Raw genomic sequence first — 14763 nt, forward strand, 5'->3', positions numbered from 1 at the left:
CAAAAGTCGATGAATGAAGAGCTTTTAAAGCAACTCAAAAACAAGTACGAAGCCTTAGGAGAGAATCCTGAAACTTACTTAAAAGGTCTTCTCCATTCCAAGCCTCTTAATTATTGGGATTATATTGAGGTAGATACCTTGTTGTCTTTACAAAAACCTAAAACAGATTTTAAGGACGAAACTGTTTTTATTATTTATCATCAAATTACTGAGCTTACACTAAAACTCATGATCCATGAGGCTCAACAAATTACAGAACTTAAAGACTTTACTGAGGAAGAGATATTTATGGATAAGCTCAAACGGCTTATGCGCTATACCGATATGCTTATCACTTCTTTTGATGTTATGAAAGATGGCATAAATTACGACGATTACAGTCAGTTTCGATTATCTCTAACACCGGCTAGTGGATTCCAAAGTGCACAATTTCGTCATTTAGAATTGATGTGTACACCTCCCATCAATTTAGTGAATGAAAATGGAAGAAAAGAGCTCACCTCCTCTCCTAGTTCTGATGAAATTTTTGAAAATATATACTGGAGAGATGCTGGCTATGACAAAAACACAGGCAAAAGCAGCTATACGCTTAGGGCTTTTGAAGAAAAATACCTCAAAGGTTTTAAAGCTTTAACAATGAATCTTCAGGGTCACTGTATCTTGGAACAATATTTAAAATTTGAGAACCCTAGTGATAAGTTGAAAATTAGGATGAAAGATTTTGACCATCACTACAACGTAAGATGGCCAATGGTACACCTCAAAACTGCTGCAAAATATTTACAAAAAAAAGGAAAAGTAAAAGAAGCGACTGGTGGTTCCGACTGGAAAAAGTATCTTCATCCCAAATACCAGCAACGCTCTTTTTTCCCAGAATTATGGAAAGAAGATGATATCTTAAATTGGGTATAATTTTTGATTAATTTTAAGCATGAAGTTTTCAAAGCTTTTTTTAATAGCCACTTTTGTATTAAGCTTTCATTTTTTGAAAGCTCAATCTGATTTTGCCATGTTTGAGCCAAGACTACTTACCTCCTTGAGTTTTAATGAAGACCCTTTTAGCATAAGAACAATGGGAAGACAGTTTAACTTACCAGAAGTTAATATTTTTAAGGACCCCTTTTCCTCAAGGCCAGAGATAAACATGGTAGAAGCAGCAAATAGAAAAGCTTACAGGGCTAAGCAACAACAAGAGCAACAGTTTTCTTTTGTAGACAGACAAACTGCCATGTTTACCAATTTCAAGCCGAAAATAGACAACAGCTCGACTTCACCTTGGGCGCCTTCTTATCACAATCAAGCCATATATTCAGATCTTCATAGAATCAAAAATTCTAGCTATAAAGATTTAGGGGATCAATATCAATTCATATCTCCGTTTTATCAATTATCACCTTACAGAAGATCTTCAGGAACAGGATTCTACTTTAGGTAATTTATTTTTGAATATAAATCCCCACCCCATTTTCAATAGTAATTTGCCTGTTTTTATAAAGCGTCCCTATCGCTTTTTTAAACGCTTTCTTACTGAGATGAACCGTATCATAAATAAGCTCAGGTTTAGATTTATCATGTAAGGAAAGAAAACCATCCTCAGTAGCCTGAAGAACCTCCATTATCTTGTCCGCATTGGGCTCAATACCTCTATAACCTGGGCGTTGAAGAGAGACATCTATCTTATTATCAGGTCTTATTTTTTTAATAATCCCTTTAAGTATATCTCCTGTTTTTAAATCTTGAAAGACTTCATCTTTGTACAATAAACCCGAATGAATTTCATTAATGATAACATTATATCCCATATCAGTAGGATTGGTAACGATCAAATCTACTTCATCAAAATGCTCTACTGTAAGGATGGTATTATCTACAAATTTATTAACGCGACTAGAGGCGACTAGACGGTTAGTTTGCTCATCTAAGTAACAAAAGATCAAATAATGATCCCCTTCTATCATTCTGTAGGCTTGCTCGATATGAGGTACAAACAAATGTTTTTCTAGTCCCCAATCCAAAAAAGCACCAAAATCATTACTGTCGACGCACTTTAAAAAAGCAAATTCATCTAACATCACTTTAGGCTCCAAGGTAGTTGCTACTGGACGCTCATCGAAGTCTAAATAAACGAACACCTCCAACTGATCTCCAATTTCAAACTGCTCTGGTTTGTATTTATTAGGGAGAAGAACTTCTTCTTCAGTAGAATCTTGTGTTAAAAACAATCCAGGAGGAGTGTCTCTATCAATCGTTAAGGTATGCTTTACGCCTAAGTCTAACATTAAATTTAATTTATGTACAAAAGTAAGTAAAATTAAGCTTGCTTATAAATTAAGCCGTCACTAAGACTCCAAAGATTTAAAGTAAAGCATAGACTTAAAATTAATATTATTTTTTAGAAAGTCAAAATAATTCAATAAGACTTTGTTATTTTTTAATCGAGGTGTAAAGATTTCAATAAGTTGTGGACTATCATTTCTTTCAAAAAAAGCTGGCAACTCCTTGTTCACCTCTTCTTGATCGTGAGCAGTTACGTAGTTTATGCCATACATAGCACATAAATGCTCAGCATTAAGTTGATGGGTAGTCTCAAAGAAATTTTCAAAATAGTCCTCTTCTTTATGGCCTGGTAGAATTCTAAATATTCCGCCACCAGCATTATTCAAAAGAATGATTTTAAAATTCTTTGGAATATACTGATTCCAAAGCGCATTAGAATCGTAAAGAAAACTCAAATCTCCAGTTACCAAAGTGGTTGGTTCTTGGCTAGCTACAGCATAACCTATTGCTGTAGAGGTGCTACCATCTATTCCACTAGTTCCCCGATTGGCAAAGGTTTTTATAGGACGCTTAGAATCAAATAAATTTGCATACCTGATACTTGAACTATTAGCGAAATGAACGATTTCATCTTGAGGTAAGGTCTCAAAAAGACTATAGTAAAAGGCAAAATCTGTAAATTCTATTTGTTGCCTGTAAATCTCTCTAAACTCTAAGGTTTTTAACCTAATAGCATTCCAAGATTCAAAATAGGAGGAATGAACGTTATCTAACCTAGGCATTACCGTTTTAAAAAAGGAATTCACCGAAGTTTCGAAATGCTGAGTCAAGGAAAAAAAGGTGTCATTTGCTTCTCTTGGATCAATATGGAAGTGCTGTTTTGGCTTGTATTGTCTTAAAAATTTCTTTATTTTTTTGGAGACAATCAATCCGCCAAAAGTAATAAGCATTTCTGGCTGCAGAGCTTCAAAAAGTAAAACCGAATCTGACTCCTGCTCTATTGGAGCCAGTATAGAGTCGATATTTGTAAAAAAATTAGCATCGGAAATATTGGAGGTGATTTCTGTCATCACAATAACCGAAGAATCTTGAGACAACACCTTCAAAACCTCTTTGTCTATTTTTTCATCGAGATTCACCCCTACCAAAACCAATTTTTTCTTAGAAGAATTCCAAGCTTTTACAAATCCAGAATTATCAAATTTAACCGGCTGAAGATCAAAGGCTTTTTGTGTTAAAAGCTTAGCACTCAATTTCTCAACTTTATGATACAAGGGCTCGTCAAATGGGGCATTGATATGAACAGGACCTTGTTTTAGAATAGCTGTTTGTAGAGCCTTATGTGTTTCCTTAGCATTAAAATCATGAACAGATTGATCTTCAGAATTATGAAAGTCTCCTTTAAGATTAGCCGAATAAAGGATATGATTTTTAAAGACATTTGTTTGTCTTATAGTCTGTCCATCACCAATATCAATAAGGTGTTCTGGTCGATCTGCAGAGATAACTACCAAAGGCAAATTGCTATAAAAAGCTTCTGATACAGCCGGATAATAGTTCAAAAGAGCTGAACCTGAAGTGCAAACTACCGCAACTGGGGTATTAAAACGCTGAGTCATTCCTAATGCAAAAAAAGCAGCACAGCGTTCATCAACGATACTATATGCTTTTATTTTAGGATGGTTAGCAAGTGTAATAGTAAGAGGGGCGTTGCGAGAACCAGGAGAAATAACGACATGTTCAATGTGATTTTTCACACAAAGTTCTGTTATAATTTGAGCTGTAGGAATTGAAGAATAAATCTGCTTCATGACACAAAAATACAAGGAACTATGCCTTTACCTAAGGGTTATTCAAATTCTTATAGCACTTTTAACATCGTCCTAGATTTATTTACCGTTTCGGTCCATTCCTCTTCAGCAATACTATCTTTAGTAATTCCTCCACCTATGTATATATGGACCTTCCGATGCTTAAAACTCATACATCTTAAATTCACATATAAATTGGAGGCTCTCACAACTGATTTGTAAGCTTGGTTTTCTTGGTTCCTAGTCCTATTGGATCGCTGTGTTTGCTTAGCCACATTCAATTCTCCAAAAAAGCCAGTGTAAAACTGCCTATCATAGCCTTCATTCTCTTTTAAGAATTTGTAAGCCTTTGCTTTTGGAAGGCCACAAACAGCTGGGGTGGGGTGTAAATCTTTTAAGACTAAGCCCAATTTGGAAGAATCGAAATCTGTTGATATATCTGTTCTAAGATGAAATAAATCGCCAGCCCGATCGGTTATTCTGGGGTGAACTTGAACATTTTGGGTATGGTTTTCCAAGGCACTTACTATTTCATCGGTTACAATTTGCTGCTCATCTAGCTCTTTTTGTGTCCACTCCCGATTTTCATTTACTCGCTTTGTTCCAGCTAAAGCCATCGTTTCAAATTTGGTCCTGTACGTTTTGGCAAATATTTCTGGTGAAGCTCCAGCCCATAAGCCTATTTCTGGATGAAACCAGATATAAGTAAAAGCTTCTGGATAAAAATGTATCAACTTCAAAAGCAACTCTTCTGGATTTTCCAACGTATAATCCTCGGTCATTACCCTAGAAACCACTACTTTTTTATACTCCTCGTTCTTGACTGCTGTAATGGTGTGCTGCAATAAATCGATGTATTTATTCTTATCGGATAGAGTATTCTTAAGGCTGAATTTAGAAACATACTCTATTTCAGAATCGATGAGTTCATACTTAAGAACATCGGAGTTCTCTTCAGAAAAAAAGACGGGTTGAGAAGTAGCTTCAAAAGGTGAAAAAATGAATCCAGTTTCTTTATAATTCTGAAGATGACTTAAAGTGGCGTCTTTTTGAAAAAAACAGGTTACTTCACGAGAATTCGGAAAATGATAGGCGACAAAAGGCAAATTAGAAGCCCATTGTTTCTGTATATCTTCTTTTAGTTCTTGCATTATTTAGCTTTTGGTAAAGCGATCGTAGTCAACTTTACAGCAGAGATAAGTCTTCCTTCCACATCTTTAAGTTTGATGTCCCACACCTGCGTTGTTCTTCCCTTATGGATGAACTGGGCTGTTGCAAATACGTCTCCACTCCTCAAGCTTCTTACATGATTAGCCGAAATTTCTAAACCGCGAATCATAAAATTTTTGGTATCCAAAAAAACAAAACAGGCTGCGCTCCCTACACTTTCAGCTAGAGCCACCATAGCGCCGCCATGTAAAACTCCATCGGGTTGATGCACTTTTGGGGTTACAGGCATCTTAGCCACCAAAAAGTCATCACCTACATCAACGTAAGTGATATCTAGAGTTTCCATTAACGTATTCTTACTATGGGCATTGCACTGCTCCAGTATCTTTTCTTTATTCATGATTGCTTTGTCAGAATTCAAAATTACAAAAAGGAAATCCATTGCTTACTAGAAGTAAGTCGATTTTAAAATACTTTTATAACTTCTATTAAACATCAACAAGCGATTTAATGGTCAGCATAAAATTCTTTGAGATAGGCTTCAGATTTTTTCCCTTGGATAGAAAACCGATTTCGATGTCGATCTGCTTTTAAATTATAATAAGGAAACCACTTCCATAAAAATCCACCAGCAAACCAATCTTCTTTCCATAAACTTTGATGTAAAGCCATTAATAGGTTGAGTTGAGCATTTTCATTTGCTTTATCTTCTACTCTTTTGGAAACCCATGGCTTCTCTCCTGCAAAATCTATACTCCTGTATCCATATTCTGTGAATAAAATTCGTGTTTGAAAATCTTTAGAATAGGTCTTGAGATCTTCTTTTAAAATTTCCCACTTCAAAAAAGCCTCTTCAATGCTAGGAGTTTTAGAATTAGAAATGGGGAAATAAGCATCGATGCCTATAAAATCTAGACTATCCCAAAAGTGAACTTCGGTATGAGTATCCCAATTTTCTGCATAAGTGAGATCACCAGAATAAACGGATTTGACTTCATCAATAAGTGAACACCAAAACACAGGTCTTTGATTTACAAAGCTATTTAGTTCAGTACCCATGCAAAACAACTTAACCCCCATAGATTCTGCTAGATGCGCAAACGCTAAAATGTATTTTTTGTAATTTTCTTCAAACTGAATCCAATGCTCTTCAGAGAACATCTCGATATCTCCTGTGAAATCACCGTTCCAGACCCAAATGTGAGGTTTTAGCATAACGTCTAACTTTTGAGCCTGTAGCGTTTCGATATCTGCTTTGATACCATTCATGGTTTCACCAACCCATTGCTTATTCTTATCAAAAATAAGTTCTGGTTGAGAGAGTTTAGGCATAAAAGCGTAAGGCATAACACTTACAAAATTTGAATTTAAATGAACTATCGCATTCGCGTGATTTTGAGTGATCGTATTTCTGGAGGCTACCATACTTATTCCATTGATCTTCGTGTTTTCTTTAAATTGGGAGTGAAGTGAAGAACATCCAAGATAGAAAATAAAGAAAATTGAAAAATAATGTCTTAGATAGCTCATGTAAAGCGAAATTAATCAATTACTTTGATCTCTGTAAAGAGAAAAAAAATCAAGAATGAGCCATCAGAATCAAGTGAGTTACCAAACAACCAATACTTACTCTACCCTCAATAAACTAACCGATAAAACTAAAAACATATGGATAGCCTGCCATGGAATCGGCTTTTTGAGCAAGTATTTCATCAGTTACTTTGAGGATTTAAATCCAGAAGAAAATTATATTATCGCACCTCAGGCTCCTTCTAAGTACTACCAAACCAAAGCTTATAAATATATAGGGGCTTCTTGGCTCACCAAAGAAAACAGAGAGCTTGATACAGAAAACATCCTAAACTATTTAGATGCACTGCTTAACAAAGAATCTCTTCCAACCGATAAAAATATAATTTTGATGGGGTTTTCCCAAGGCGTTTCTGTTGTTACACGTTGGATGGCTCAACGCCATATAACTTGCGATCATTTGGTTCTTCATTCAGGGAGTATCCCTAACGAATTTGATGCCCGAGATTTTAACTATTTACCAGAATTGAAAACCAGTATTATTTATGGATCTAAAGATGAGTATTTAACCGAAGAGAAAATCCAAACTCAGTTGAAAATAGCCTCTACTATTTTTCCTAATGCAGCTGAAATTTTAAAGTTCGAAGGCAAACATGAAATGCATAAAGCAAGTCTGGAGAAAGTAGCTAGCGCTATAAATCTCTAATGATTAATAATTAATTCCTAAAATTTCAATAGGCCGAGAGTCTTGACTTAATTTAAATTCAAAATTATCTCCTTTCTTTTTAGAAGTCATCGCCATAGCCAAAGGAGAAGTAAAGGCTATTTTCTTTTCTTTGATGTTGGCCTCATCCACTCCTACAATTTTAAAATCTTGAATGGAGCCATTCATTTTGAACTTTACATGCGCACCAAACCTAATTTCGCTTTTATTTTGTTGTTCTGGATTTAGAACTTGAGCACTATTTAATCTTTCATCGAGCAACTTTAATTTTCCATCAATTACAGTCAATTCTCGTCTTCGCTCGGTATCGTCTTGGATAGTAAGATCGGCTCTTTGCTTCTCTAGTTTTGATTTTTCTTCTCTGAGCATCTCTTTTCCTTGAGGAGTAACATAATTGGTCACACCGTCAGGTAAGGAAGCTCTTGGTGGGATTATAGGTGGTTCTTCTTGATCGCTTTCCTTCACAAATCCTCTACTCATAATAATAATTTGACTTCATTATAACAATAAAGCTGTACAAAATGAACTTTCACTCTGTACAGCTTCATCTAACAAACTAAATAAACAACCATGAACTTACTTCTGGTCTCTTTCAGGAGGATATTCCTCCAAAATTTTATTTACTATTTTATTAATTTTTTCTTCTTTCTTTTTCATGTCAAGGCTTAAAATACCCGTTCCTAATCCTTGCCAAACTAACTCATTTTTTCGAGCATCAATAAGATCAATATACAGCGTCCCTTCTATATTACTTGAGACTATATTGTTTCCACCAAATCCGGAGAAATAGGGATTCCACCCCCATCCGAAACCAAAATTATTTTGGTGAATATTTACATTTTCTCTGGTTTCTGTGAAGATGCTTATAAGTAAGTCTGGATTAGAAACCTTAAACATACCCTTAACTTCTAATTCTCTTTCTATAGCTCTTAGAATTCTTTTTTTATCTAAATCAGAAATTTTGGCTTCATCTATGCCAGGTTTAAAAAAAGCAAACGAATTATACACTTTAAAATCTACTTCTTTATCGTAATCTGCTGCCACTCGAACTGACGAACATGACATTAAAGACATAATTCCTAATAAAAGCAAGACTTGTACATAAACTTTCATGATTATAGTGTTTTAAATATTGAATCTTCTACATGAAACGGTAAGGTTACTTTTAGCTTGGGTTCTTGACTCATAGCCCTTTTTATAGCGATTTCTGCACCTTCATTCCTAGCCCAAGATCGTCTGGCTACACCATTATTTACATCCCAATGCAGCATAGATTTTAATTTCTTACCTGCTTCTATACTACCATCAAGTAACATGCCAAAACCTCCGTTGATAACTTCTCCCCAACCTACACCTCCTCCGTTATGTATACTCACCCATGTAGCCCCTCTAAAACTGTCTCCTATGACGTTTTGAATTGCCATATCTGCTGTAAATTTACTTCCATCATAAATATTTGAAGTTTCTCTATAAGGTGAGTCAGTTCCAGAAACATCATGATGATCTCTGCCCAAAATAATTTCACCAAGATCACCTTCAGAAATAGCTTTGTTAAATGCATCTGCAATCTTCATTCTCCCCTCAGCATCGGCATATAATATTCTCGCTTGAGAACCTACTACCAAATTGTTGGCTTGAGCTCCTCTTATCCAAGTAATGTTATCTCGCATTTGTTGTTGAATATCTTTCTCGGAGGTTTTCATAAGCTCTTCTAGAACTTGAGTAGCAATAGCGTCTGTCTTCTTCAAATCTTCAGGTTGTCCTGAAGCACAAACCCATCTAAAAGGTCCAAACCCATAATCAAAACACATAGGTCCAATAATGTCTTGAACATAACTAGGATAAGCAAACTCTTTTGAATTTGATTCTGCATCAACTAAACTAACACGCTGTCCTTTATCATTTTTATGAACTTTAGCCCCAGCTCTAGATGCCTCCAATAAAAAAGCATTTCCATAATCGAAAAAATAAGTCCCCCGTTCTGAATGAGTATTTATAGAATTAACATGACGTTTTAAGGTGTTTTCAACTTCAGTTTTAAAAATTTCAGGTGAATTCACCATAAGTTCGTTGGCTTCTTCGTAGCTAAATCCTACAGGATAATACCCTCCTGCCCAAGGATTATGAAGCGAAGTTTGATCTGATCCTAAATCGATATGGATATTTTGTTCTTCAAATTTCTCCCAGACTTCAACTATATTCCCTTGGTAAGCAATGGAAAGTGCTTCTTTATTTTTCTTTGCTTGTATTACTCTTTCGACTAAAAAATCTAAATCATCAATAACCTCATCTACCCAGCCTTGCTCATGTCGTGTTTGGATAGCTTTTGAATTTACTTCAACACATACGGTTACACAACCCGCTATATTCCCAGCCTTAGGCTGCGCCCCACTCATTCCTCCAAGGCCAGAGGTTAAAAACAAACCTCCTTTTGGTGATTTATTGATTTTTCTAAATCCATTTAGAACTGTAATTGTCGTCCCATGAACTATTCCTTGAGGGCCTATATACATATAGCTTCCAGCTGTCATTTGCCCATATTGGGAAACTCCAAGGGCATTAAACCTTTCGAAGTCATCTGGTTTAGAATAATTAGGAATAGTCATTCCATTAGAAACCACTACCCTAGGTGCTGAAACACTGGAAGGGAAGAGCCCTTGCGGATGACCAGAATTCATGACTAGCGTTTGGTCATCTGTCATTTCTGCCAAATATTTCATAGTTAACCTATACTGAGCCCAATTTTGAAAAACTGACCCGTTGCCTCCATAAGTAATCAATTCATCGGGATGTTGAGCGACTGCCTTATCTAGGTTGTTCTGAATCATCAGCATAATAGCCTTAGCTTGTTGACTTTGGCCTGGATACTCTGAAATTGGTCTAGCATAAATTTCAAAAGTTGGCTTAAATCGAAACATATAAATCCTGCCATAAGTATCTAGCTCTTCTTTGAATTCTTTTGCTAAAGTCTTATGAAAGTGTTGTGGAAAGTATCTTAGCGCATTTTTAAGGGCGAGAAGTTCTTCTGGAGCAGTGAGGCATTTTTTTCGTTTCGGGGCGTGATTAAGCTCATTATCATAATTTCTTAGTAATGGCAATTGTGATGATATTCCTTCTAAAATTTCTTCGCTAAACGTCATATTTATGAATTATTTTTTTCCTTTTTATAACCGTATGGACAATGTCTACAACCACTTTTACAACAATAACCTCGCTTGAGGTGGTACTGTTCAGTAAAACACCTATAGCCTTCTTTTGTTATGTAATAGTCACCCTCTTCCAACGGTAATTGCTTTTTAAAATTAATCATTTCTATAAATTTAAATAAACCAGACTACAAATTGAATTTAAGACTGTAATTTTGAATTTTATTATGAATTTACCTATGTTTTCCACCTCTTTTTTTTCTAAAAATTTCTCATCACCTAACCAATTTATAGGAGAGTTTAATGGCGTTGAATTATTTGTAAAACGAGAAGATTTAATTCATCCTATAGTCTCAGGCAACAAATTTAGAAAACTTAAATATAATATTCTAAAAACTCAGGATGAAGGATTTACTAAAATCCTAACATTTGGTGGAGCCTTCTCAAATCACATTGCGGCAACGGCGGAAGCCTGTCATATTATCGGTTTAAAGTCTATCGGAATTATACGTGGACAAGAACTTGGAGAAGATTTGCAGAAAACACTCGCCAGTAATTCAACTCTTAATTTTGCATTCCAAAAAAACATGGAATTGTTTTTTGTGACCAGAAAAGACTACAGACTTAAAGAACATATTCCCTATATTGAGGATCTATTTAAATCGGATTTAACTCTTTATTCTATTCCAGAAGGAGGCACTAACGCTTTAGCCATAAAAGGCTGCACTGAAATATTAACCACAGAAGATGACAATTTCGACGTTATTTGTTCGTCGGTTGGGACTGGTGGAACAGTTGCTGGACTTATAGAGGGTACAAAATCTCACCAACATGTCTTAGGTTTTTCTGCTTTAAAAGGGAATTTCCTTCAAAATGAGATCTCCAGATGGACTTCAAAATCCAATTGGTCACTTCAAACCGACTTTCATTTTGGAGGCTATGCTAAAGTAAATTCAGAATTGATAGACTTCATAAATTCCTTTCAAAGTAAATATCAAATTCAACTGGACCCCATTTATACCGGGAAGATGTTTTACGGCATTTTCGAATTAATATCCTCAGGTTTTTTTTCCAAAAATACTCGTATTTTAGCAATTCATACGGGAGGCCTTCAAGGTATTGAAGGTATAAACCGTAGCCTAAAACAAAAAGGACTTCAAACCATTACCCTTTTATGAAACTTAAAGCCAGCCTCTATATCCTCTTAGTGATTTTTATATCATCCTGTGGATCTTCAAAAAAATCAGCAGCAACTACATCTAGAAAGACCGAAGCTTCAAGGGAAGTGCCTAGAGCTTATCCTCGGTCAAAAGACGAAAACAATGTGGTTTCTAAAGCTGAGATAAACCTTGCTAGCTTAAGCCCAGTCGAGCTATATATATACAATTATGCGAGTATTGCCAAAGAAGAAATGAGGCTCTACGGTATCCCTGCGAGCATTAAGATTGCTCAAGGAATTCTGGAATCTGGATCTGGAAATGGCCCGCTCACAAGTCGCTCTAATAATCATTTCGGAATAAAATGCAACGGCTGGAAAGGCGAGAAAGTCTATCATGATGATGATGAAGATCAAGAGTGTTTTAGAAAATACAATGACCCCAAATATTCCTTTAGAGATCATTCTTTATTTTTATTTAAAAGAAATAGATATGCTTTTTTGTTTGATTATAGAAGCGATGATTACACATCTTGGGCTAGAGGATTAAAACGTGCAGGCTACGCCACAGACCCAAGATATCCTCAAAAACTGATAAGTCTCATTGAACGGTATAACCTTAATGAGTTTGATAAAGAGGTGTTAGGAAAGAATGTGGATATGCCCTTACCGAAGCCAAAAAGAATTTCAAAGAGCGATTTAGAATTCTATCTCGTCAAAAAAGGGGATACACTTTATAATATTTCTCAAAAATTTGACATTACTGTTGAAAAATTAAAATTAATTAATAGATTAAAGAATGACCAGATTCAAATTGGTCAAGAATTAAAAGTAAAAACAAGATAACATATGATTTACAAACGAAGTAGTGCATTGTTTAATGAAGCCAAAAAGTACATTCCTGGGGGTGTAAATTCTCCTGTGAGAGCTTTCAATGCTGTAGGTGGCGATCCTATTTTCGTAAAAAAAGCAAAGGGAGCTTATCTATATGACGAAGACGATAACAAACTGATTGATTATATCTCATCATGGGGCCCTATGATTCTTGGGCATGCGCATCCAGCAGTTGTTAAAGCAATCGTGGAGCGAACAAAAGACGGAACATCTTTCGGCATTCCTACTGCTCTAGAAACTGAAATTGCTAAACTTGCAGTGAGTATGGTTCCAGGAATTGATAAGATTCGATTTGTCAATAGTGGTACTGAAGCCTGTATGAGTGCGGTAAGATTAGCAAGAGGTTATACCAAAAAAGATAAAATTATAAAGTTTGCAGGATGCTACCACGGTCATAGTGACTCATTTCTTATCCAAGCTGGAAGTGGTGCCGTAACTTTTGGTGAACCTAATTCTCCAGGAGTTACCAAAGGAACTGCGAAAGATACTCTGTTAGCACATTACAATAATTTAGAAAGCGTTGAAAAACTAGTAGAAGAGAATAAAGGAGACATTGCTTGCATTATCATAGAACCTGTCGCTGGTAATATGGGCTGTATTCTTCCCAAAAAAGGATTTCTTGAAGGTCTGAGACAAATTTGTGATAATAACGAGATCTTACTGGTATTTGATGAAGTGATGACAGGCTTTAGGCTTGCACCAGGAGGTGTCCAAGAATTATTGGGGGTTGAAGCCGATATTGTGACGTTTGGAAAAGTTGTAGGTGGGGGTCTTCCCGTTGGGGCTTTCGCTGGAAAATCAGACATCATGAATCATCTTTCTCCAGACGGCCCAGTTTATCAAGCAGGCACTCTTAGTGGTAACCCCTTAGCCATGGCGGCAGGATATACGATGCTTAAAGAGCTGAACAACAATAGAGAAATCTTTGAAAGCCTTGATAAAAAGACGGCATATTTACATGAAGGCATGGCAAAGGTGCTTAACGACGCTAATATTGATCACCAAATCAACAGAATAGGTTCTATGATTTCTATTCACTTCTGCAAAGATCCTGTTATGGATTTTGAAACGGCTGCTCACGGAAATAATCCTAAGTTTAAAACCTACTTTCATGGTATGCTAGACCGAGGTGTGTATATGCCTCCAAGTGCCTTTGAGAGTTATTTTTTAAATGATGCTTTATCTTATGAAGATATAGACCACACTGTCAATGCTCTTTCTGAATTTGTTCATGAGTTAAAATAACTTTTTTCAAGAATGCTTAGGTTATGATTAACTAAATGTTAATTTTATGGAAATAAATAAATAATCCAATGGAAATTAATCAAAATAAACCTCCAATGCCCTCTAACCATCTGTTATTGGCTATTATTACTACTATTTTATGCTGTTTACCAGCTGGAATTGTAAGCATTATTTATGCTTCTCAGGTCAACACAAAGTATAATGCAGAAGATTACGAAGGCGCACAAAGGGCTTCTAAAAATGCGAAAACATGGTGGATTGTTGCTCTTATCCTTGGACTTTTGATTGTGGTTGCTATACCATTAGTTGTTTTTCTATTTGCAGGTGATGAGTTTATGGAAGAATTCACGAAAGCTTATAATCAAGAATTAGAAAAAAGTAGCCAAAACTAAAAATGACTAAAGGTTTTTCACAAATATTAAAAATGAGCATACCCATCGCGATTCTAGCATTGGGTATACTTTATTTTAATTTAAACCCAAAGTCTTTTGCCTACTTTCCTAAATGCCCCTTTTATAGTTTTACCGGTTTATACTGCCCTGGATGTGGATCCCAACGTGCTTTTCATGAAATGCTCCACGGAAATTTATGGGTAGGCCTCCAACATAATTTTCTTATAATCTTAGCTCTTTTGGTTATCTTCTATAAGTTTTATGTATTTTACCAAAATAGTTTTCAAAAGGAAAACACAGTTAAAAACATACTTTACCACAACGCAGCACCATGGGTGATTTTGGTAGTTGTGGTAAGTTTTTGGATTTTGAGAAATATACCGATGGACCCATTCATTATTTTGGCTCCTTGATTTTA

General features: G+C 35.6%; 17 protein-coding genes. 8 read left to right on the forward strand and 9 right to left on the reverse strand.

All coding sequences use genetic code 11. The features are described from left to right. Positions 1–9 precede the first annotated feature (9 nt). On the forward strand, positions 10–912 hold the full coding sequence (locus P700755_RS02070; protein ID WP_015023096.1) for a tryptophan 2,3-dioxygenase family protein: 903 nt from the start codon (positions 10–12) through the stop codon (positions 910–912). Between the two features lie 73 nt (positions 913–985). Continuing rightward, positions 986–1435: a hypothetical protein gene (locus tag P700755_RS02075; RefSeq protein WP_245535990.1), complete on the forward strand. Its 450-nt coding sequence runs from the start codon at positions 986–988 to the stop codon at positions 1433–1435. A 1-nt stretch (position 1436) separates the two neighbouring features. Here the strand turns inward: P700755_RS02075 and P700755_RS02080 are convergent, their stop codons facing one another. The 5 genes from P700755_RS02080 to P700755_RS02100 form a co-directional block, all read right to left on the reverse strand. After that, on the reverse strand, positions 1437–2279 hold the full coding sequence (locus tag P700755_RS02080; protein WP_015023098.1) for a CvfB family protein: 843 nt from the start codon (positions 2277–2279) through the stop codon (positions 1437–1439). A gap of 60 nt (positions 2280–2339) precedes the next feature. Further along, complete coding sequence (gene menD, locus P700755_RS02085) at positions 2340–4088, reverse strand: 2-succinyl-5-enolpyruvyl-6-hydroxy-3-cyclohexene-1-carboxylic-acid synthase (RefSeq protein ID WP_015023099.1); 1749 nt, start codon at positions 4086–4088, stop codon at positions 2340–2342. 50 nt (positions 4089–4138) lie between these two features. Further along, positions 4139–5239: a chorismate-binding protein gene (locus P700755_RS02090; RefSeq protein ID WP_015023100.1), complete on the reverse strand. Its 1101-nt coding sequence runs from the start codon at positions 5237–5239 to the stop codon at positions 4139–4141. Then, complete coding sequence (locus tag P700755_RS02095; protein WP_041758578.1) at positions 5239–5658, reverse strand: PaaI family thioesterase; 420 nt, start codon at positions 5656–5658, stop codon at positions 5239–5241. Before P700755_RS02095 ends, P700755_RS02090 begins: the two co-directional genes overlap by 1 nt. A gap of 107 nt (positions 5659–5765) precedes the next feature. After that, positions 5766–6788, reverse strand: a complete 1023-nt coding sequence (locus P700755_RS02100; protein WP_015023102.1) for a glycoside hydrolase family 113 — start codon at positions 6786–6788, stop codon at positions 5766–5768. A 55-nt stretch (positions 6789–6843) separates the two neighbouring features. Here P700755_RS02100 and P700755_RS02105 point away from each other — a divergent pair, with 55 nt between their 5' ends. Further along, positions 6844–7494, forward strand: a complete 651-nt coding sequence (locus tag P700755_RS02105; RefSeq protein ID WP_015023103.1) for an alpha/beta hydrolase — start codon at positions 6844–6846, stop codon at positions 7492–7494. Positions 7495–7497: 3 nt separating this feature from the next. Here the strand turns inward: P700755_RS02105 and P700755_RS02110 are convergent, their stop codons facing one another. From P700755_RS02110 to P700755_RS20235, 4 genes are all read right to left on the reverse strand, one after another. Next, complete coding sequence (locus tag P700755_RS02110) at positions 7498–7992, reverse strand: GreA/GreB family elongation factor (protein ID WP_015023104.1); 495 nt, start codon at positions 7990–7992, stop codon at positions 7498–7500. A gap of 96 nt (positions 7993–8088) precedes the next feature. Next, positions 8089–8625, reverse strand: a complete 537-nt coding sequence (locus P700755_RS02115) for a DUF4136 domain-containing protein (RefSeq protein ID WP_015023105.1) — start codon at positions 8623–8625, stop codon at positions 8089–8091. 2 nt (positions 8626–8627) lie between these two features. Continuing rightward, on the reverse strand, positions 8628–10652 hold the full coding sequence (locus P700755_RS02120; protein ID WP_015023106.1) for a urocanate hydratase: 2025 nt from the start codon (positions 10650–10652) through the stop codon (positions 8628–8630). Positions 10653–10654: 2 nt separating this feature from the next. After that, a complete protein-coding gene (locus tag P700755_RS20235) occupies positions 10655–10822 on the reverse strand; it encodes a C1orf53 family protein (protein ID WP_169314458.1) in 168 nt (55 codons plus the stop codon). A 63-nt stretch (positions 10823–10885) separates the two neighbouring features. On the opposite strand from P700755_RS20235, the gene P700755_RS02125 reads away from it, so the two are divergent. From P700755_RS02125 to P700755_RS02145, 5 genes are all read left to right on the forward strand, one after another. After that, positions 10886–11836: a 1-aminocyclopropane-1-carboxylate deaminase/D-cysteine desulfhydrase gene (locus tag P700755_RS02125; protein WP_015023107.1), complete on the forward strand. Its 951-nt coding sequence runs from the start codon at positions 10886–10888 to the stop codon at positions 11834–11836. Further along, a complete protein-coding gene (locus tag P700755_RS02130; protein ID WP_015023108.1) occupies positions 11833–12660 on the forward strand; it encodes a glucosaminidase domain-containing protein in 828 nt (275 codons plus the stop codon). Before P700755_RS02125 ends, P700755_RS02130 begins: the two co-directional genes overlap by 4 nt. A gap of 3 nt (positions 12661–12663) precedes the next feature. Further along, entirely contained in the window at positions 12664–13953 is a 1290-nt protein-coding gene (gene hemL, locus P700755_RS02135) for a glutamate-1-semialdehyde 2,1-aminomutase (protein WP_015023109.1), read from the forward strand. Between the two features lie 68 nt (positions 13954–14021). Next, on the forward strand, positions 14022–14345 hold the full coding sequence (locus P700755_RS02140; protein ID WP_015023110.1) for a CD225/dispanin family protein: 324 nt from the start codon (positions 14022–14024) through the stop codon (positions 14343–14345). A gap of 32 nt (positions 14346–14377) precedes the next feature. Further along, a complete protein-coding gene (locus P700755_RS02145) occupies positions 14378–14758 on the forward strand; it encodes a DUF2752 domain-containing protein (RefSeq protein ID WP_245535991.1) in 381 nt (126 codons plus the stop codon). Positions 14759–14763: the final 5 nt, after the last annotated feature.

This window comes from Psychroflexus torquis ATCC 700755 (assembly GCF_000153485.2).
Taxonomy (GTDB): Bacteria; Bacteroidota; Bacteroidia; order Flavobacteriales; family Flavobacteriaceae; genus Psychroflexus; species Psychroflexus torquis.